This window comes from Litorerythrobacter xanthomarinus (assembly GCF_046254955.1).
Taxonomy (GTDB): domain Bacteria; phylum Pseudomonadota; class Alphaproteobacteria; order Sphingomonadales; family Sphingomonadaceae; genus Qipengyuania_C.
The window spans coordinates 1631031-1649806 of the sequence record NZ_JBJXRG010000001.1; the positions used below are offsets into that span (position 1 = coordinate 1631031).

Consider the following 18776-nt stretch of genomic DNA (forward strand, 5'->3'; position numbering starts at 1 on the left):
GCTACTGGCTTTCGACATTCGATTTTGCGAGCCGCTCCTTGGCCCTTTCGAATAGCCACTCAAGCTCAGGTCCGAACATGGGCGCCGCAAACCGCATCAATCCGGCCGTTGCTAGCGCGGATCCTGCCAACGCAAGCGACAGGGTTCCCATTTCAGGCCAAGCCCCAATGCGCCCGGCGATCGTAGCCGCTCCGGCGGGTAGGGCGATCAGAAGGCCAGGCAACAAGTGCCGGATCTGAACCAGCATTGCCTCTCCCAAACCGATTCCGCCCAGTTTGCACCCGAGTTGTAGCATGAGCAGATAGTTCACGAGCACTGCGACAGAGACGCCGGCCGCCACTCCGGCAATGCCGTAAGCCAGCCCCGTATATGCACCCAACGCAACCAATGCTGCATAGAGCCATTGCCGCCATGCTCGCGCATACATTGCACCCATCGCCTGTACGACAGCGTCACAGATCTTGTGGGTCGTCCGGAATAGCAGCGTCACCACCAGTATCTGGAATGGCAGGATCATCGGATCCCATCGTTCACCCAGCAACGTTCGGATCAGTTCGGGAGCAACGATCAGCGATACGCCGCTGACGGGCCATGCAATCAGTGACACCAGCCCCATGGCGCGCAGGAATGCTCTGCCAACGCGGTCCCTTTGATCCTGGATTGAGGCGACAGTCGGTATGAGCACGGTTGATGCGGCATTGCCTACCAGTTGTGCCGGTAGCATCAGCAGTTGATAGGCGCGATTGTAGAAGCCCAGCGCCTCGGCGCCGAGAGCCCTACCTACGATAACATAGTCGACCTGCGTGGCGACGAAATTTCCTGCCTGGCCGACTGAGAATCCCGCTCCGATACCCAGCAGATCGCGCGCAATCGGCAATCGAAGTTCAAGGTAAGGATGCACCCGGTAGATCCAGAAGAGCATGATCATCCGCACGCCTGCCTGCGCGACATTCGCTAACGCCAATGCCCATGCCCCCATGCCCAGAAAGGCCAAGGTCAACGCGACGCCGGCAAACCCGATTACAAAGCTGACAAAGTCACAGATGCTCAGCTCACGGAAGCGACGCTCGCGCTGGAGCATCGCTGCCGGGACCGCGCCCAGGCTACTGAACAGGAGGATTGCCGAAAGAACCTCAACAAACGGCTGCAGCCCAGCGATCTCGAAGAGTTCTGCTATCGCTGGTGCCGACAAGTAGACCGCAAGCGTCGCGGCAATTCCGGTGTAGATTGCGATTGCCATGCCGCCTTGCAGGTGTGCCCTACTAAGTTCTAATCTCTGGACGAGCGCACGCGCCACGCCCAGCTGGCTAACCTCCTTCACGATATGGGCGACAACCATGGCTGCAGCGACGATGCCGAATTCTGTCGGTGTCAGAGTCCTTGCCAGAATGATGAAAACGGCGGCTCTGATAAGGATATTGGAAACGACGACCGACCCTTGCCAGCCCAATCCGGAGATTGCCTGTTGGGTCAGTTTGGAGCTACTCATCGGCCGCTCCCATTGCGCAGCTGAATCTTCGACCGCCACTCATCAACGTAGCGGCTCATCTGGGGAGTCGCAGCGAAATCTTTTTCGATCATCTCGCGTGCCGCCATGGCCCGTGCATCGGCCGCGCCGAAATCTTCGTCCAGTGCGCCAGCAATGGCGCGATCCAATGAAGCTGGATCTTCTAGGTCTACGATGTGGCCGAAATTTCCGGACACAAGCTCTTCGATGCCGGGTGTTTTTGACACGATCACCACGCAGCCCGCCCAAAGAGCTTCCTTCACGACGTTCGGCAGCCGTTCTGACAGCTTGGTTGATAAGAGGATAAACGCCCGTGCCTGCGTCATGCGCCGCATGAGCGTAGCTCGCGGGATGTGCCCGAAAAAATCGATTGAGTCCTGACAACCAAGCCTTTCGGCTAGTGCTTCGAGTTTGGCGCGATGCGGACCCTCGCCATAAATTTCAAGACGCAAGCCGGAGTGCGTAGCGCGGGCTCTCGCAAAGGCCTGGATTACGGCTTCGAAGTTCTTGTCCGGCGTCAGGCTCCCTGCGGATAACCAAAGCGGCTCACGATCACGCGCAGGCGTGTGCTGCCAATCAGGGAGCGGGATGCCGCGATGGATGACGACAGGTTCCGCAGCCTCATGAATCGTCGAGATTGAAGGGAGATTTGCGCGAGCATGGGTGAATGCGGCTTCCGCGTTCTCAAGCCCGGTCGCGACGAGAAAATCCGCGGCCACCAGATCATACGCGCCGACAAAAACGCTTCGAACGGTCGCTGATTCGCGGTCGGCCAAGGCCGCAAGAACCATCGATTGGTGGCGAGACCAGAAGATGTGGGCCACATCGGCACCTGACTGATCGATCTTCTCAGCTACTTCCAGCACTCGCGGGATCGACAGGATTGCGCCCAAGCTTGTCGCAGGAGCATAAGGGAGGTTTCGAGCAGCACGAAGAAACAGCCCCAGTGCGCTCCGTCTTTGCGTCCAAAGATGCCGAATCCAGCCTGTTGCTCCGCCTATGGAAGGGCGATCGATCGGCAGATCGACCGGGATGCCCCCTGTTTTGTTGAGCTCTTGCAGGTTCTTCGGCGACGGCTTGAGCGTATAGACGGTGATTTCGCACCCAAGGTTTCGCAAACCCTCGATATCCGAAACAGCGAAGGTCTGGCTCGGTATGGGGAATTGGGTGAAAAGATAAGCGACGCGTAGCCTCTTCTGGACCCCTTCCTCATCGAGAACTCGATTCATCTTGTCTTGGCCGGTGACCAAGTGACATAATCTCGGCCCAGAGCTCCCTGAAAAACGCCGTACTGGGTGGCGAAAAGGAGCTCGATCGCGCGCCAGACCTTGCGTGCACTTCTAACAGGCGCAAGGGCGAGCATTAGGATAGCACACACACTCACTGCTGCGAGCAAGGCCGCGCTCGGATTAGCGAGGTATAGCGCTGCGGTCCCGAACGAGATGCCGCCGACCAGGAAGCTTGCTCCGAACCAGCGCAGTACCTTGCGAGAGGTGTATTTGAACCGGTCGATTGCCGACATGTTGCGCAGTTTTGGACGCAGGTAGACGTGAGTGCGCATGGCACGCGCACCGATGCGGATCTTGCGGCGGCGTTCTTCATCTTGCGCTACAACACTGTTTTCATAGGCTATCACGTCGCCCGCCTTGACCAGCCTTTTCCCGGCGAAGACCACGCTCATGGAAACAGTCAGATCGTCCAGCACATTGTCAGGGAAAGATGGGTAAAGCGAACGACGAATGCTGAAGATCGAACCGTCTGCGCCCATCACGCTGCCCGTGGCGGATTCAAGGGTTCGGAGACGCTCGTCGAGACTCCAATAGCTTGATGAGACAGAGGCGGTTTCGCTGCGTGCGTCGTCGGAATACTTGAGGGTGCCGCACACCCCTCCGATTTCCTCGTCAGCATAATATTGCAAGATATTGGCGATCACATGCTGATCGAGAAGGACGTTGGCATCGGTGAAGATCAGGATTGTGCCACGGGCAAGTTCCGCAAGCCTTTTCATGCCTGCCGCCTTGCCTCTGCGTCCCGGCCCCTTGACCAGCGTGAGCAGCCGTTCTTCTTTGCCCAACAATGCGGCAGTCGCATCTTGAGAACCGTCGTCGTACGCCAATATCTCCAAATCAGGATAGCTTGATTTCAGTCGCCTCAAATTCTCGATTTTCGCGCCTAGTGAGGGCGCTTCATTGTAAGCACAAAACAGCAACGATACGCTGGCATCGTGTTGGCGGCGCTCAATGTCCTGGCGCGGCAAAGCTGCCAGGATCGGCCCGTAGATAGCGTAGGGGTATACGAAGAGGACGAAGCACAGCGCGCTTAGTATCGCGAGGAGAATGGACCAATTCATATTCCTCGAACTGTGCCTGAAACCGCGATCATTGCAAGACGATCATTGTCTGGGGCATCATCCAGCAAATGGTACCGTTGGTGCAAATTTGTGAATCGCCTCACTTTGAGGAGAATTCGATTCCCATTGATTTGCACGGCCTGATTGTCACGATGAAAGCGGCTATTGGATCGAGCGGATAGGCGAAACGGACAAGTAGTTTGGAGAAACTACGCCGCGACTTCCACTAGCGACCCGAAACTTTTCCGAAGCGAGCAGCCTTGATTGACTATTTGGGACTAGCGCTCCTCTGCCAAATAGTTATCAATTGGTGTTGAGCTGAAAGCACTTCGCGAATGCATAAGCGTGGTTCTTCTAGGTAAGGAAAAATGGGCTTCGGATTGTGAGCACACTTTCGTGCCGGGATGCGAGATCGAGTCTAAGGTTGGGAGGATCGCCCGCAATTGCAGAGCAGCCGCCAGCAATCAACGGTGTGACGATGCGGCCAATCTTTGCTTTGCCACCAATCATCATGTCTCTTGGTTCATTTTAGACATCCGACCCATCGTTCAATGTGACAGGCGGCCAGACCGATGCAAGTGGCAAGTGCTCAAGATATTTGATCAGGAGCGGCCGCGCTAAGGACATTTGTGAAATTGTCGCGAAAACTATGCTGCAGAAAATTACAGCCAGTATTCTGCCCCAACGGTTCAGGCCGACAAGGCCCGAGGTAAAAACCAAAACCAAGATTCTCCAAACGGGAGCGATCTGGCCTGCCGACCAATTCATCTGAGTGCTCTAAATCCCCCTTCCAACGCCGCGTAACCCTTCAATGCTTCGCTGGCTTCCAGGCCGTGCCGTTCAAGTCCGTCGACAATCTTGTCGAGCCCGACTTCCTCGGCCCAGTGCATCGGCCCGCCGGTATACAGCGGCCAGCCATAGCCATTGATCCAGACGACATCGATGTCGCTCGCGCGCTGCGCCATGCCTTCATCGAGGATTTTCGCACCTTCATTGACCATCGGATAAAGCAAACGCTCGCGAATCTCGTTTTTGGAGATTTCACGCTGCTCGTGGCCTTCTTTGGCTGCGAAATCGGCGATGATCTGCTTCACTTCGTCCGAAGGTGTGCGCTGCCGCGCTTCGTCATAGTCGTAGAAACCCTTGCCGTTCTTCTGGCCAAAGCGGCCTGCGGCGCACAGCGCCTCGCGCACGGTGGTGACTTTCGAAGGGTCGCGATGCCAACCGATGTCGATCCCGGCGAGGTCGCCCATCTGGAATGGTCCCATCGGGAAGCCGAATTCGAGCAGGACGTCGTCGACATCCCAGTAGTTCGCGCCTTGCATTATGAGCGCGTTGGCCTGTTCTTGCCGCTTGGACAGCATGCGGTTGCCGATAAAGCCGGGGCAGACGCCCGATACGGCGGCGACCTTACCGATCTTCTTGGCCAGCTTCATGCAGGTAGCTAACACGTCGTCGCGCGTCTTCTCCCCGCGCACGATCTCGAGCAATTTCATGACGTTGGCGGGCGAGAAGAAGTGCAGGCCGAGCACATATCCGGGGCGCTGGGTGGCCGTGGCGATCTCGTTGACATCGAGATAGCTGGTGTTCGAAGCCAGGATCGCGCCTTGCTTCACCACCTCGTCGAGCTTTGCGAAGACTTCTTTCTTGACGTCCATGTTCTCGTAGACCGCCTCGATCACGAGGTCGCAATCGGCGAGATCGCCATATTCGAGCGTAGGGGACAGGATGCCCATCGCTCCTTCGATCTGCTCCATCGTCATGCGGCCGCGCTTTGCGGTGTTCTCGTAGTTCTTGCGCATTACGCTTGTGCCGCGATCAAGCGCGTCCTGCGCCATTTCGAGGATGGTGACCGGGATTCCGGCGGAGAGAAAATTCATCGCGATCCCGCCGCCCATAGTGCCCGCGCCGATAATACCGACCTTGTTGATCGAGATCAGCGGAGTATCTGGAGCGACATCCTCGATCTTGTTGGCCGCGCGCTCGGCGAAGAAGTAATGCCGCATCGCTTTTGACTGGCTGCCGGTCATGAGGTTCATGAACAGCTCGCGCTCTTTCTTCACGCCTTCGGCATAGGGCAGTTCGCCCGCGGCCTTGACCGCTTCGATCGCAGCATTGGGCGCATCGAAACCGCGCATCTTGCGGCCGTTTTTGGCGCGGAACTGGTCGAAAATATCCGGGTTCTTCACCCCGTCCTGGTTGGCAGTGCCTTCGCTCGCGCGCGGGACGGGCTGACCGATCTTGGATTTGGCGAAAGCAATGGCATCGGCTTCGAGCGAATCTTCGCCAACGATGGCATCGACTAGCCCGATAGCTTCGGCCTTCTTGGCCGGGATAGGATTGCCGATTGCAACCAGCGGCAGCGCGGCCTCAGCGCCGACAAGACGCGGCAGCCGCTGCGTCCCGGCAGCGCCCGGTATCAGGCCTAACTTGACTTCCGGCAGGCCCAGCTTCGCGCTGGGCACGGCGACGCGGTAGTGGCAGGCGAGGGCAACCTCGCAGCCGCCGCCCAGTGCCGTGCCATGGATCGCAGCGACTACCGGTTTGTCGCTCGCTTCCATTGCGTCGAGCGCTTGCGGAAGGTTCGGCCCTTGTGACGGCTTGCCGAACTCTGTGATGTCGGCCCCGGCAAAGAATGTGCGCCCGTCGCAGCGGATAACGACCGCTTGGATTTCATCGTCGCCGAGCGCCTCCTCAATCCCTTTCTTTAGGCCCTGGCGCACGGCCTGGCCGAGCGCATTGACCGGCGGGTTGTCGGAAATAATCACGAGGACATTGTCGTGACGTTCGGTGCGAATGGGGGATGACATGGACTTGGCTCCTTCAGGCGTAGCTGTCGGTAAGGGCGGAATAGATCAGCGTCTTGAGCTGACGGCGGATCGGGTAGGTCGACGAGGGATAGACCTGCGTCATGAAAACCATTGTCACCTTCTCGACCGGATCGACGAAAAAGGCGGTCGAATAAGCGCCGCCCCAATAAAATTCGCCCTTGCTGGCGGGCATCAGAGTGCGGGCCGGATCGATCACCGTGGCGAAACCAAGCCCGAAACCGGTTCCGGCATTGTTGGCTTCTGAAAACAGGCTCTGGCTCATCTGGGTGAGATCGGCACCACCGGGCAAATGATTCGCGGTCATGAGATCGAGCGTCTTGGGCGCAATGATCCGCGCACCATCCAATGCGCCGCGGCCCACTAGCATCTTGGTGAAGCGGTGATAGTCGCCGATCGTGCTGACCAGGCCGCCGCCGCCGCCATCGAACTTGCCCGATTGCAAGAGCCGGCTTTTTGCGCCTTCATCGATCAGCTTTGGCGATTTGCCCGGCGTATAGGCATAGGCATCTGCAAGGCGTTCTACGCCGTTGTTCTTCGCGCCAAAGGCGGTGTCGGTCATGCCGAGCGGTGCGAAGATATGTTCCTCGAGATAATCGCCGAGCCGCTGGCCCGATATCCGCTCGACCGCGATGCCCAGCACGTCGGTTGAAACGGAGTAATTCCAGCGCTCTCCCGGGTGAAATTCCAGCGGGAGCTGTGCGAGCCGGGCGATGTATTCGTCCGAGGCCAAGTGCTCGCGCGCGAAGTCAAACTTGTTCTCGCGGTAGGCGGCATCGATATTGTTGCGGTTCTGCAGGCCGTAGGTAAGTCCTGACATATGCGACATCAGGTCGACGAACCGCATTGGCCTAGCCGGAGTGCCCGGCGCGAAGGGAATCTCGCCGCCACCGCCGCCATAGACCTTTAGCTCGGCGAATTCGGGGATGACCTTGGTGACGGGCTCTTCCAGTGCGACCTCGCACCGCTCGACCAGCTGCATAAAAGCGATCGAAACAATCGGCTTAGTCATGCTGGCAATGCGGAAAAGCGTGTCTTCGCGCACGGGCGTTCCGTCATCGCGCATCTTGCCGAACTGGGCGAAGTGAACCGGGTTTCCGTCCCGCGCCACGAGGATTTGCGCGCAGGGCAGGCGGCCAGGCTCGACATATCTCTCGGCTATCAGCTCGTCGATCCGGCCAAGGCGGCCCTTGTCAAAACCCAGTTCGGCGGCATCAGTCAGGTCGACCATCGGTATCCTCTTCTCCCGAGAGTGGCTGCACAAGGCATAGCCGTTTCGTGAGCCCGCGCCACCCTTTGGCTTGCACGGAGTCGCAACTCCATCCAAGACTGCGAGCGGGACAGGGAGAAGAATTGAGATGAACGATCTTGCAAACGCTATCGGCTGGACGAAGCCGGAAGGCTGGCCCGCGCTCTCCCGCGCAGCCTGCAAGGACATACTGACTGCGCCTGGTGCGCGCTTCGAGATGGAAACGCTCGACATTCGCGGGGTTCCTACGCGGACCTGGAAGAACGCTCCTCCCAATCTCCGGGCGGTGGCGATGGTAGGCCGGATGCATGGCGAGCGCGAGTTCACGGTCTTTGAGGACGAACGCGTAACGTATGAGGCGTGGTTCCGTGCGGTTGCGAGGCTCGGTGCCGAGTTCCGCTCACGCGGCGTCGAGAAAGGTGATCGTGTTGCGCTGGCGATGCGCAACCTGCCCGAATGGCCCGTCGCATTCTTTGCGGCGACCACGATCGGGGCGATTTGCGTGCCGCTCAATGCGTGGTGGACCGGAGCCGAGCTTGCCTATGGCCTCGCCAATTCGGGCACCAAGTTGCTCGTGTGCGACGAGGAGCGGTGGGAGCGGATTAGCACGCATCGCGGCGAATGCCCTGCTATCGAGACCGTAATGGTGTCGCGCTGCACGTCCGATCCGGACGGGGCCGAGCGCCTCGAGGACACGATCGGCTCTCCCAACGACTTTGCCGACCTGCCCCCGGCGGAATTGCCCGAGGTTGACATCGCGCCCGACGATGAGGCTACGATATTCTACACCAGCGGAACCACTGGCCAGCCCAAGGGCGCGCTTGGCACGCATCGTAACCTGTGCACCAACATCATGTCGAGCGGCTATAGCGCGGCTTGCGCGGTGCTGCGGCGAGGGGAGACCTTGCCCGATCCGGTCCCCAAGGTTGGCCTCACGGTCATCCCGCTGTTCCATGTCACCGCCTGTTCGGCCAGCTTGATGGGCAGCATCATCGCCGGAAACACGCTGGTGTTCATGCACAAGTGGGAACCGCTGCGCGCGATGGAGCTGATCGAACGTGAGAAGGTCAATGTGACAGGCGGAGTGCCAACGATTGCGTGGCAATTGATCGAACATCCAGAGCGGGACAATTTCGATCTCTCGAGCCTCGAGGCGATTGCATATGGCGGCGCGCCCGCTGCACCCGAACTCGTGCGGAAGATTTATGAGATTTTTGGGGCATTGCCCGGCAACGGCTGGGGTATGACCGAAACGATGGCAACAGTGACCGGCCATTCGAGCGAGGATTACCTCAATCGGCCGGACAGCTGCGGCCCGCCTGTGGCGGTGGCCGATCTCAGGATCATGGACGAAGAGGGGCAACGCGAGTTACCAATTGGCGAAGTGGGTGAGCTCTGGGCCAAAGGACCGATGACCGTCACAGGCTATTGGAACAAGCCCGAAGCCAGTGCCGAAACCTTTGTCGATGGCTGGGTACGTACGGGCGATCTCGCGCGGCTGGACGAGGAAGGTTTCTGCTACATTGTCGACCGGGCGAAAGACATGATCATTCGCGGCGGGGAGAACATATACTCATCTGAAGTCGAGAACGTGCTCTACGATCATCCGGCCGTGACCGATGCGGCGCTCATCGGCTTGCCGCATTTGCAGTTGGGCGAGGAACCCGCTGCCGTCGTGCATCTCGCGCCCGGAGCGTCTACCAGCGAAGAAGAATTGCAGGCCTGGGTTGCCGAGCGGCTGGCTAAATTCAAGGTGCCGGTGCGGATCGTGTTCACCGAGGACACGCTGCCGCGAAATGCCAATGGCAAGATCCTCAAGCGGGACTTGAAAGACCTGTTCTAGGTGAACTGGCGCGGCTCGCGCACGGCGAATACCAGCAGTGCCAGCGCTGCGACGATGCCTGTCAGGACAATCGCGAAGAGCGGAACGAAACCGTAAATTGCGACCAGAATTCCGATGGCAATTGGCCCAATCGCGGCAATGCCGCCTTCTACCGTGGTCATCAGCGCGAGGCGCATCGGGATATCTTCCTGCTTGCCGAACTCGAGCACCATGGTGGTCGATGCGAGCATCCAGCCCGAAGTTCCCGCACCCAGCAGGACAAAAGCGGCGTAGATTGGCGGGGCGGTATCGCCAAAGATCAGCAAGGCGATCCCCGCGAGCGTGCAGGCCAGCGATAGCGCGAAGACGCGCTTGAATCCGTAGCGGTCACCCATCGGACCCCAAAGGATGTTGGCGATCGTATCCGAACCTAGGAATACGAAACTCAGGCCGCCGATGAGCGCGCCGTCAAGGCCGAGGATCGATCCGGCGTAAACCGTCCAGAACGGCCCGCCGACGCGCATCAGCGAGGACAAGCTCTGGACTCCGAGGAAGCGCGCGAAATCGCGATCTTCGAGCAACTCGGGGAATTGCCGGATGCGGTCCATGAACTTCATCTGCGGGCGCGAAATCGGCGCAGGCGGCTCGCGGATCATGAATTGCAGCGCGACAAGGCCCGCGCTGGTCAGCAGGAACGAGAGCAGGAAGGTGGTCGCATAGCCATTACCAAGCCACTCGTCGGCGATGAAGTAATTGCCCGCGAACCAGGCAAGGATCGCTGCGATCAGCCCGCCCGCAAAATTGCGATAGCCCTGCAGCCTTCCGCGCTGGTTGATTGGTATCAGCTTGCTCATGAGCATCTGGAACGAGACCCGCTGCGCCCCGGAAAAGAAGCCCAGCAGTAGGAAGCAGGCGAAAGTGGCGAATAGCAGCACGTCGCCGGTCAGGAACCAGCCAGCGAGCGCAAGGCCAAGGATCATGACTCGCATCATCGAACCAACCTTGATCGCATAGGGCAGGATATGACTGCGGTGTTCGATCCGCGCGCCGCTGGCGATCGGGCTGATCGTGGCACCCAGCTGCAACAGTGCGGCGCCGAGCCCGACGGCGGCGGCGCTGCCCGTCAGCATGAGGATATATGCCGGGATGATCGTGGGCGCGTAGATCAGGCGAAAGCCGGTCATCCCCAGCACGCCGTGGATGAAATTCGCGCGGTAGTTCCGCTTCAGGTTCGCATCGACGAAACGCGCATGTTCGGCGAACGCGCGGTCCTGCGCACCCGCCGGAACATTCAGGCCATCGGGATCCTCGAGTGGATCCAAGAGGTCAGTAACTACTCATCGTTGCGAAGCGATCCTTGAGCCAGCTCGACGAACCGAAACTCGCCTCGAGCACGCGCGCGCGCTTGAGGTAAAAGCCGATATCGTACTCGTCGGTCATGCCGATACCGCCATGGAGCTGGATGCCTTGGTTGCTGATCGTGTGGAGTACGCGGTTGGCTTCGGTCTTGGCGATGGTTGCCGCGCGGTCGATCCCGAAACCGCTGTCGAGCGCTTGCAGCCCTCCTTCGACCGCCGAACGCATCTGGGCGAGGTCCGCGAAGAGGTCGGCCATGCGGTGCTGCAGCGCCTGGAAGGTCGCGAGCACCTGGTTGAACTGCACGCGCTGCTTGAGATAATCGAGCGTCACATCGAATACCTGCTGCGCCATGCCGAGCATTTCGGCGGCGGACAGGATGCGGGCGCGATCAAGCACATCATCGAGCAGATTTTCGCCGCCTTCGGCGAGCTTGTCTGCGGCAACCCCGTCGAATGTGATTTCTGCGTGGCTGCGCTGGTCGGCGAGCTTGCGCGCTGCGAGCGAGACGCCATCCCCCTTCTCGACAAAGTACAGCCCGTCCTGCGCCGCGACGACAAACAGGTCGGCGCCATGCGCTTCGGGTACGAAGGTCTTGGTGCCGCTAAGTTTCCCGTCCGATACTGTCGCTTCGATCCTCGACGGATCATGGCTTGCGCCTTCATCGACCGCGAGCGTGGCGATGATCTCGCCGCTTGCCAGCTTGGGTAGGTATTTCGCTTTCTGCTCGTCGTTTCCGCCGAGGATTATGGCCGAAGCGGCGACTGTATTCATCACCAGGGGGCTGGCAGTGAGCGTCTTGCCCAGTTCCTCGACCACCAGACCGGCGGACAACCAGCCGAAGTCCGATCCTCCGTGTTCTTCCGGAATGATGACTCCGTCCCAGCCCATCTGCGCCATCGCGGCATAGGCATCACGGTTGAAGGCTTCGGGCTGGCCGCTCGCGCGGATCTTGCGGAACTCGGTCACCGGGCTTTCATTGGTCGCCCATTCGCGCGCCATGTCGCGCAGCATTTCCTGTTCTTCGTTGAGAACTGCCATTGTCTGCGCCTCCCTTACTGGTGATCGAGCATGCCAAGGACACGCTTGGCGATGATGTTGTTCTGGATTTCGGTCGAGCCGCCGTAGATCGTGGTCGCCTTGCCGAAGAGCCAAGCGCGAACCGATTGCAACTCGCCATCGGAGAAACCGTCGCCTTCCCAACCGAGCCCCTGGAACCCGCGAATTTCGATCAGCAGTTCGGAGCGTTCCTGGCTCATCTTGGTGCCGAGCTTTTTGAGCACCGAGCTGATTTCGGAGACGCCGCCTTGCGCCTTGCTTTCTTCCATCGCGCGCCGTGCGGTCAGCAGGAAGGAATTCCAGCGGATTTCGAAATCGGCGATCTTGTCGCGTAGCACCTTGTCGGCCAGCTGTCCTTTCGCATCGAGCTCACCGTACTTCTTGGCGATATCGCCCAGGCTTGCACCCATCATGCTCGCGAGCCTGCCGCCGCCCGAGATATTAGTCCGCTCGTGCTGGAGCAGGCGCTTGCCGATGGTCCAGCCCTGGCCTTCCTCGCCAACGCGGTTTTCCTTGGGCACTTTCACATCGGTGAAAAATGTCTCGCAGAATGGGCTGGTGCCCGAAATCATCGTGATCGGGCGGACTTCCACGCCGGGATCCTGCATATCCATCAACATGAAGCTGATGCCGTTGTGTTTGTCCGACTTGTCGGTGCGCACGATGGCAAAGCACTTGTCGGCCCATTGCCCGCCGCTGGTCCAGGTCTTCTGGCCGTTGACGATGTAGTGATCGCCCTTGTCCTCGGCGAAGGTCTGGATGTTGGCGAGGTCAGAACCGGCATTGGGCTCCGAATAGCCTTGGCACCAGCGGATTTCCCCGCGGCAGATCGGCGGGATATGCTCGTGCTTCTGTTCCTCGCTGCCATACTCGAGCAGCGTCGGCCCGAACATCATCACGCCCATGCCGCCAATCGGATTGTAGGCACCAACCTTGGCAAATTCCTGGTCGATGATGCGCGCCTGTTTCTTGGTCAGCCCACCGCCGCCATATTCCTTGGGCCAAGTCGGCGTGCCCCAGCCGCGCTCGCCTACGGCTTTGCGCCATGCCTCCTGCTTGGGGGATTCTTCGGTCGGGCCATCGACTCCGGCCAGGAGATTGCCCTTGCCTTTGAGCTCTTGGGGAAAATTCTGTGCGAGGAACTGCTGGACTTCCGCGCGGAAGGCCTCGTCATCGCTACGGGCTGCCGGTTCTAGCTGAGTCGCCATGAGTCTCTCCTTTGGATGGTTCTCTTAGCCCGCGCAGGGGCAAGCGCCAAACCCGCTACGGCAAGCGGGCCTACCGGCGTGCACTGTCAACGCGCCGGGCCGCCAATCGCGGCATCGCGCATCTGCTGCTCGCGTGCCTCCGCCTCCCGCGCGCGCAGGATCTCGACATTTCGTTCGTGGCGTTCGCGAGTGATCGGATAAAAAAGTAATATCATCGCGCCGACAGACCAAAGCGTGATGATCACCGGAATGTAGTGCTCCAGCAGGCTGTCGATGACGCTGTCCGGTATCGTCGCGGGATCGGCCTGCTCGGGAAAGGCGGACCATGACAGCACGAGGCCGGCGACAAATATGCCAAGGGCATTCGAACATTGCTGCATAAAGCTAGAAGCGGAAAAGAACGTGCCGGCGGTATGCGTCCCGGTTTCGACCGCGCTGTCCTCGACCACGTCTGCTAGCATAGCGGCGGTATTGATGAGCGAAATGGTGATCATCGCCATGTAGACTGCGCCTATTACGAACAGGGTCGGCACCAGAAGCGGATCGCCCGGGACGAAGAAGAGGTCGAAATAGCTAAGGTACAGCGGGCTGAGCCCAATCGATATCCCGGTTAGCGCAAAGATCATCGAACTCGCGCGCTTCCCGAGCTTCGTTGAGAAATAGGGTGCGAGCGGAGCAGCGATGGTAGCGGCGACGAAACTGTCCAGCGTCAACAAGGCGAGATGGCCTGTGTTCAGCTTGAACAGGTAGGTGCCGAAGTAGAGCGTGGTCGCACTGTAGAGACCGATTGCGGTGAATTTGAACACCCCGAAGCCGAAGATTGCCAGGAAGCCGCGATTGCGAAACGCGGCGAACATTTCGGCGAGATGCTCGCGTAGCGTCATCTTCTCATCACCGGGAGAGCCTGCAGCTTGGCGCAAGTAAGGTATCCGGTTCTGCGTGCCGCGCGTGCAGACGATGATCGCGATAAAGATTAGGACCGCGCCGAGCGTGGCGAAATTGGTGTAGCTCGCCGGATTGAGCTGCCCCTTGGGGAAGGCTTCGCTCTCAATGAATATGAAGGCGAGGCTGAATGCTGTAAAGCCGTATGCTCCGGCATAGCCGAACCAGTATCTGAGACTGAATAGCTTTGTTCTCTCCGCGTAGACTTCCGTCAGCTCCGGCGCGAGTGCGGAGGCATTGATCTCGAACGCGCTGATCGAGGCCCGCGTCGCGGCCGCCATTGCGAAGATCCAGAAGCCCAGTTGCATGTGGCTCAGGCCATCCGGCGGGAACCACGTCAGGAAGAAGAAGACCGTGGTCGGCAGCGCCGCGGCGTACATGAAGGGGTGACGCCGACCGAGGCGTGAGCGCGTCACATCCGCCCAGCGTCCGAGAAATGGATCGACAATTGCGTCAACGAGCAGGGTGCAGGCGAGGGCGGTGCCGACAATGGCTGCCGGAACACCGACAACCTGGTTGAAATAGAGCATAAGGTAGCTGGAAAAGGCCGCGCTCTTGATGCCATTGGCCATCGCGCCAGCGCCGTAAGCGGCCTTGGTTCCAGCCCCTAACGGCGGAACGACGATATCGACCGGTGCTGTTGCAGTGGCGCTCATTCGGCGGCAGCCGCAGCCTCTGCCAGTTCATCGAGCGGATCGTACATCGCGCGCGCCTTGGCGCGTCGCTCGAGCAGCGAATAGTCGGGGAACATCGGGTCCTCGACATCGCGGTAGTCGCGCAGGTGCTGCTTGGCGACCGTGACCTTATGCACTTCGGTCGGCCCATCGGCGATACCCATCACCATCGAACCGATGACACTGCCAACAAACGGCATCTCGTTTGATACGCCCAGCGACCCATGGAGATGGACGCAGCGCATCGCGATGTCCCCATAGACCTTGGGCGTGAGCGCCTTGATCGCGGCTATATCTTTGCGAACCTTGAGATAATCCTGGTATTTGTCGATCATCCAAGCGGTCTTGAGCACGAGCAGCTTGAACTGCTCCAGTTCGATATAGCTATCGGCAATCTGCATCTGGACCGCCTGGTAATCGGCGATGGTGCCGGTCCGTGTCTTGCGGCTGACGGCGCGTCTGCTCATCGCATCGAGCAGCCGCTTGCAAGTGCCTACGGTTCGCATCGCGTGGTGTACGCGCCCGCCGCCGAGCCGGGTTTGCGAGATCGCGAAGGCGCTGCCCTGTTCGCCCAGCAGGTGGTCAGCTGGAACGCGAACGTCGGTATAGCGAATGTAGCTTTCGGAGCCGTCCTCCTGCCCGAATACGCCGACATTGCGGATGATCTCCACGCCCGGCGTATCGACTGGCACGATGAACATGCTCATCTTCTTGTGCCGCTGGGCATCGGGATCGGTCACCGCCATCACGATCAGGAAATCGGCCCACTTGCCATTGGTAGAGAACCATTTCTCGCCGTTGATCTTCCAGTGATTGCCGTCGATCTCGGCCTTAGTGACAAAGGCCGTGGGGTCGGAGCCGCCCTGCGGCTCAGTCATCGAGAACGCGGAGACAATCTCGTTCTCGAGCAGCGGCTGGAGATAGCGTTCCTTCTGTTCGGGTGTGCCGTAATGCGCGATGATTTCGGCATTGCCGGTGTCGGGCGCCTGGCATCCAAACACGATCGGAGCGAACGTCGCCCCGCCGAGGATCTCGTTCATGAGGCCGAGCTTGACCTGGCCGTAGCCTTGTCCGCCAAGCTCCGGGCCCAGATGGCAGGCCCATAGCCCTTTGGCTTTTACTTCCTGCTGGAGCGGCCGGACGAGTTCATTGCGCTTGGGATTCTTGACGTCGTAGGGGTGGATGCCGAGCAGGCCGAGCGGCTCGACCTTCTCGCGGACGAACTCTTCCATCCAGTCCAGCTTGTCCTGGAACTCAGGGTCGGTCTCGAAATCCCACGCCATCCAGCCTCTCCCAAGCTCTTATCTTGACACGAACTCACGAGCATACGCGATTCCGAGTTGGGAGCAATCGATGTGAGAAGAACCGCCGTACCACTGCTCGCCGAAGGCCCGGCTGTCACGTCACCGCCTTCCGGGTTTGGAAGCGTTCCTCCTGCCATAAGGTTGTTTGCATGACATCGTGCAGCGTTTCGACCGCATCCCATACATCAATGTAGCGGGTGTAGAGCGGCGCGAAGCCCATCCGCAGGATATCGGGCGCGCGAAAATCGCCGACCACGCCGCGCTCGATCAGCGCTTGGCAAATCGCATAGGAATGCTCATGAGCGAATGATACCTGACTGCCGCGCTGCCAAGCTTCGCGGGGGGAGGCAAGCGCGAAACCGAACTTGCTGCATCGCTGCTCCATCAGCCCGATGTAGAGCTCGCAAAGCGCCCGGCTCTTTGCGAACAGCGCTGGAAGTTCCACACATTGAAATGTCTCGACGCCGCTTTCCAGCGCGGTCATGGCGAGGATTGGCGGCGTGCCGCACAGGAATCGGTCGATGCCCGCGGCAGGCACGTAATTCTGCTCGAATGCGAATGGCTGCGCATGGCCGAACCAGCCGGGTAGCGGTGTCTGGAGCGAGTTCTGGAGTTCCTTGCGCACATACAGAAACGCGGGCGCGCCCGGTCCGCCGTTGAGATATTTATAGCCGCATCCTACGGCGAGATCCGCGCCGCAGTCCCCAAGATCGAGCGGCACCGCACCTGCGCTATGGCTGAGGTCCCACAGGACAAGCGCACCGACAGATCGTGCAGCCGCATTTACTTCGGTCATATCCAGCATGTGGCCGGTCCGATAATCGACGTGCGTCAGAACAATCAGTGCGGTGGACTCGTCCATCCGGTCTATAATCTTACTGCGCTCAGTGGTCCGAACCGACTGACCGCCAGCCTGCTCGCAAACGGATTCGACCAGATAGCGATCGGTTGGAAATCCTGCTGCTTCGACCAGAAGTGTACTCCGATCCGCCCGCGCAGCGAGCGCTGCATGAACCAGCTTGTAGATGTTGATCGATGTGGAATCGCAGGCGATGACCTCATCAGCGCCCGCACCAAGGAGCAGGGCGATCTCCGCGCCGATACGCGCCGGAAGTGTCATCCAGTCATGATCGTTCCAGCTGCCGATCAGGCTTTCGCCCCAATGGTCTGTCACAACCATTTGAAGGTGCTTCACAGTACGTTTCGGCAAAGGCCCAAGCGAATTGCCGTCGAGATAGATGAGCCCATCTGGAATGTGGAACCGTTCGCGGCAGGCCGAGAGCGGGTCACTCGCGTCCATCGCCAAGACATCTTCGCGCGTGACGTGACCCACCATTCAGGAGCCTTCGAAGCCAAGCAGATCGAGCGTCGCTTCGATCACCGCATCCCCTGCCGGCGTGCCCGGCGTGATCAGCTCGAAGTGACCCTGACCGGTGACAGCGGTCGCTTCCGCCGTGTCGCCGGCCGCCCGTGCCTTGTCCGCATAGCTTTGAGAGTAAGCAGGCGGGGCGATGTTGTCTGCGGCGCTTGCGATCAGTATTTGCTTCACACCCAGCGGCAGCAGTGCTGCAGGCGAAGTATCGCCAAATGCATCCACCCGGGCAGCGTCGGCCGCGCCGGTCAGCCGCGCGATCGTTCCTTGACCGCATGTGTTGGGGTTCGCGCTGCTTATTTCTTCGAGATCGGGCAGTCCGCCGATACTGACTACGCCCGCGAAGCCAAGTGCTTTCGCGCCCTGCAGCGGACTGGTTCCATCAATCTTGTGCTGACCCGCCAGCCACAGCCCGAGATGCCCGCCGGCTGAATGACCGAAGGCGACAACGCGGTCGAGGTCGAGGCTCTCGGCTTGGCCCCGCTCGCCCAGCAGACGCGCAGCAGCCGAAACGTCATGGAACGTGCCCGGATAGCCGCCCCCGGGCACATCGATACCGCGATATTCGATATTCCAGACCGCTGCCCCGCGCTCAGTAAATGCCTGAGCCATCGCACCCATGATGTCGGCCTTGGCCACTGCTGTTTGCCAGCAACCGCCGTGGATCATGAAGACCACGGGATGTGGGCCTTCGCCTTGCGGTAGCCAAAGCTCGATACGCTGGAGCTCGTCACCGCCGTAAGAGATTGTCCGTTTTGCCGAAGGCTGTGGAATCTTGAGGAACTCCGCATAGCTCATTGGATCAGGCGGGCGGGAGCACGAAGTGGTCAGCATTACTGCCAAGGCAATGCAGGACGCGAGAAGCATACTTCGCAAGATCGGGACATGCCTTCCGTACTCGTGATTGGCGCAAGCGAGAGACTTTAGCCCGCCATATCGCATGAGCAAGGGAACTCTGCTTCGCATCAGCAGAATGATTGATGCGAAGATCGAGCGACAGACCCCAAAGGCAGGATCGCGCCGGGCGGCTTACTAGAATTGCCACCAATAGCTAATTTGGCAGTGCCGTGAGCCACGCCCTCCTTGTAAGTCGTGGTGATGGCCC

At 59.8% G+C, this 18776-nt stretch carries 13 protein-coding genes; 1 reads left to right on the plus strand and 12 read right to left on the minus strand.

Translation table 11 applies throughout. The features are described 5' to 3' along the window. Nucleotide 1: 1 nt before the first annotated feature. The 5 genes from ACEWMW_RS08070 to ACEWMW_RS08090 all read right to left on the minus strand — a co-directional run bounded on the left by ACEWMW_RS08070 (nucleotide 2) and on the right by ACEWMW_RS08090 (nucleotide 7916). Nucleotides 2-1489 (minus strand): lipopolysaccharide biosynthesis protein, encoded by a 1488-nt coding sequence (locus ACEWMW_RS08070; RefSeq protein WP_409413369.1) that lies wholly within the window; start codon nucleotides 1487-1489, stop codon nucleotides 2-4. Beyond that, nucleotides 1486-2736 (minus strand): glycosyltransferase family 4 protein, encoded by a 1251-nt coding sequence (locus ACEWMW_RS08075; protein WP_409413370.1) that lies wholly within the window; start codon nucleotides 2734-2736, stop codon nucleotides 1486-1488. The genes ACEWMW_RS08070 and ACEWMW_RS08075 overlap by 4 nt, the downstream gene beginning before the upstream one ends. Further along, entirely contained in the window at nucleotides 2733-3857 is a 1125-nt protein-coding gene (locus ACEWMW_RS08080) for a glycosyltransferase (RefSeq protein WP_409413371.1), read from the minus strand. Before ACEWMW_RS08080 ends, ACEWMW_RS08075 begins: the two co-directional genes overlap by 4 nt. A gap of 764 nt (nucleotides 3858-4621) precedes the next feature. Further along, nucleotides 4622-6667, minus strand: coding sequence for a 3-hydroxyacyl-CoA dehydrogenase NAD-binding domain-containing protein (locus ACEWMW_RS08085; RefSeq protein ID WP_409413372.1), 2046 nt, complete (start codon nucleotides 6665-6667; stop codon nucleotides 4622-4624). Nucleotides 6668-6680: 13 nt separating this feature from the next. After that, nucleotides 6681-7916: a serine hydrolase domain-containing protein gene (locus ACEWMW_RS08090; RefSeq protein ID WP_409413373.1), complete on the minus strand. Its 1236-nt coding sequence runs from the start codon at nucleotides 7914-7916 to the stop codon at nucleotides 6681-6683. A 127-nt stretch (nucleotides 7917-8043) separates the two neighbouring features. On the opposite strand from ACEWMW_RS08090, the gene ACEWMW_RS08095 reads away from it, so the two are divergent. Next, a complete protein-coding gene (locus ACEWMW_RS08095; RefSeq protein ID WP_409413374.1) occupies nucleotides 8044-9777 on the plus strand; it encodes a class I adenylate-forming enzyme family protein in 1734 nt (577 codons plus the stop codon). On the opposite strand, the gene ACEWMW_RS08100 is transcribed toward ACEWMW_RS08095, so the two are convergent. The 7 genes from ACEWMW_RS08100 to ACEWMW_RS08130 form a co-directional block, all read right to left on the minus strand. Further along, complete coding sequence (locus ACEWMW_RS08100) at nucleotides 9774-11078, minus strand: MFS transporter (RefSeq protein WP_409413375.1); 1305 nt, start codon at nucleotides 11076-11078, stop codon at nucleotides 9774-9776. The genes ACEWMW_RS08095 and ACEWMW_RS08100 overlap by 4 nt on opposite strands. A gap of 4 nt (nucleotides 11079-11082) precedes the next feature. Beyond that, on the minus strand, nucleotides 11083-12153 hold the full coding sequence (locus ACEWMW_RS08105; RefSeq protein WP_409413376.1) for an acyl-CoA dehydrogenase family protein: 1071 nt from the start codon (nucleotides 12151-12153) through the stop codon (nucleotides 11083-11085). 14 nt (nucleotides 12154-12167) lie between these two features. Then, nucleotides 12168-13379: an acyl-CoA dehydrogenase family protein gene (locus ACEWMW_RS08110; RefSeq protein ID WP_409413377.1), complete on the minus strand. Its 1212-nt coding sequence runs from the start codon at nucleotides 13377-13379 to the stop codon at nucleotides 12168-12170. An 86-nt stretch (nucleotides 13380-13465) separates the two neighbouring features. Beyond that, entirely contained in the window at nucleotides 13466-14977 is a 1512-nt protein-coding gene (locus tag ACEWMW_RS08115; RefSeq protein WP_409413378.1) for an MFS transporter, read from the minus strand. After that, nucleotides 14974-16278 carry an acyl-CoA dehydrogenase family protein gene (locus tag ACEWMW_RS08120; RefSeq protein WP_409413379.1) on the minus strand — a complete coding sequence of 435 codons (1305 nt, stop codon included), beginning with the start codon at nucleotides 16276-16278 and terminating at the stop codon, nucleotides 14974-14976. Before ACEWMW_RS08120 ends, ACEWMW_RS08115 begins: the two co-directional genes overlap by 4 nt. A 115-nt stretch (nucleotides 16279-16393) precedes the next feature. Beyond that, nucleotides 16394-17635 carry a kynureninase gene (gene kynU / locus ACEWMW_RS08125; protein ID WP_409413380.1) on the minus strand — a complete coding sequence of 414 codons (1242 nt, stop codon included), beginning with the start codon at nucleotides 17633-17635 and terminating at the stop codon, nucleotides 16394-16396. After that, nucleotides 17636-18469 (minus strand): alpha/beta hydrolase family protein, encoded by an 834-nt coding sequence (locus tag ACEWMW_RS08130; RefSeq protein ID WP_409413381.1) that lies wholly within the window; start codon nucleotides 18467-18469, stop codon nucleotides 17636-17638. It lies immediately after the preceding gene. Nucleotides 18470-18776 lie beyond the last annotated feature (307 nt).

Coding starts and splice junctions, on each gene's coding strand:
- ACEWMW_RS08070 (WP_409413369.1), bottom strand. CDS start 1,489: ATGAGTAGCTCCAAACTGACCCAACAGGCAATCTCCGGATTGGGCTGG.
- ACEWMW_RS08075 (WP_409413370.1), bottom strand. CDS start 2,736: ATGAATCGAGTTCTCGATGAGGAAGGGGTCCAGAAGAGGCTACGCGTC.
- ACEWMW_RS08080 (WP_409413371.1), bottom strand. CDS start 3,857: ATGAATTGGTCCATTCTCCTCGCGATACTAAGCGCGCTGTGCTTCGTC.
- ACEWMW_RS08085 (WP_409413372.1), bottom strand. CDS start 6,667: ATGTCATCCCCCATTCGCACCGAACGTCACGACAATGTCCTCGTGATT.
- ACEWMW_RS08090 (WP_409413373.1), bottom strand. CDS start 7,916: ATGGTCGACCTGACTGATGCCGCCGAACTGGGTTTTGACAAGGGCCGC.
- ACEWMW_RS08095 (WP_409413374.1), top strand. CDS start 8,044: ATGAACGATCTTGCAAACGCTATCGGCTGGACGAAGCCGGAAGGCTGG.
- ACEWMW_RS08105 (WP_409413376.1), bottom strand. CDS start 12,153: ATGGCAGTTCTCAACGAAGAACAGGAAATGCTGCGCGACATGGCGCGC.
- ACEWMW_RS08110 (WP_409413377.1), bottom strand. CDS start 13,379: ATGGCGACTCAGCTAGAACCGGCAGCCCGTAGCGATGACGAGGCCTTC.
- ACEWMW_RS08115 (WP_409413378.1), bottom strand. CDS start 14,977: ATGAGCGCCACTGCAACAGCACCGGTCGATATCGTCGTTCCGCCGTTA.
- ACEWMW_RS08120 (WP_409413379.1), bottom strand. CDS start 16,278: ATGGCGTGGGATTTCGAGACCGACCCTGAGTTCCAGGACAAGCTGGAC.
- kynU (WP_409413380.1), bottom strand. CDS start 17,635: ATGGTGGGTCACGTCACGCGCGAAGATGTCTTGGCGATGGACGCGAGT.
- ACEWMW_RS08130 (WP_409413381.1), bottom strand. CDS start 18,469: ATGAGCTATGCGGAGTTCCTCAAGATTCCACAGCCTTCGGCAAAACGG.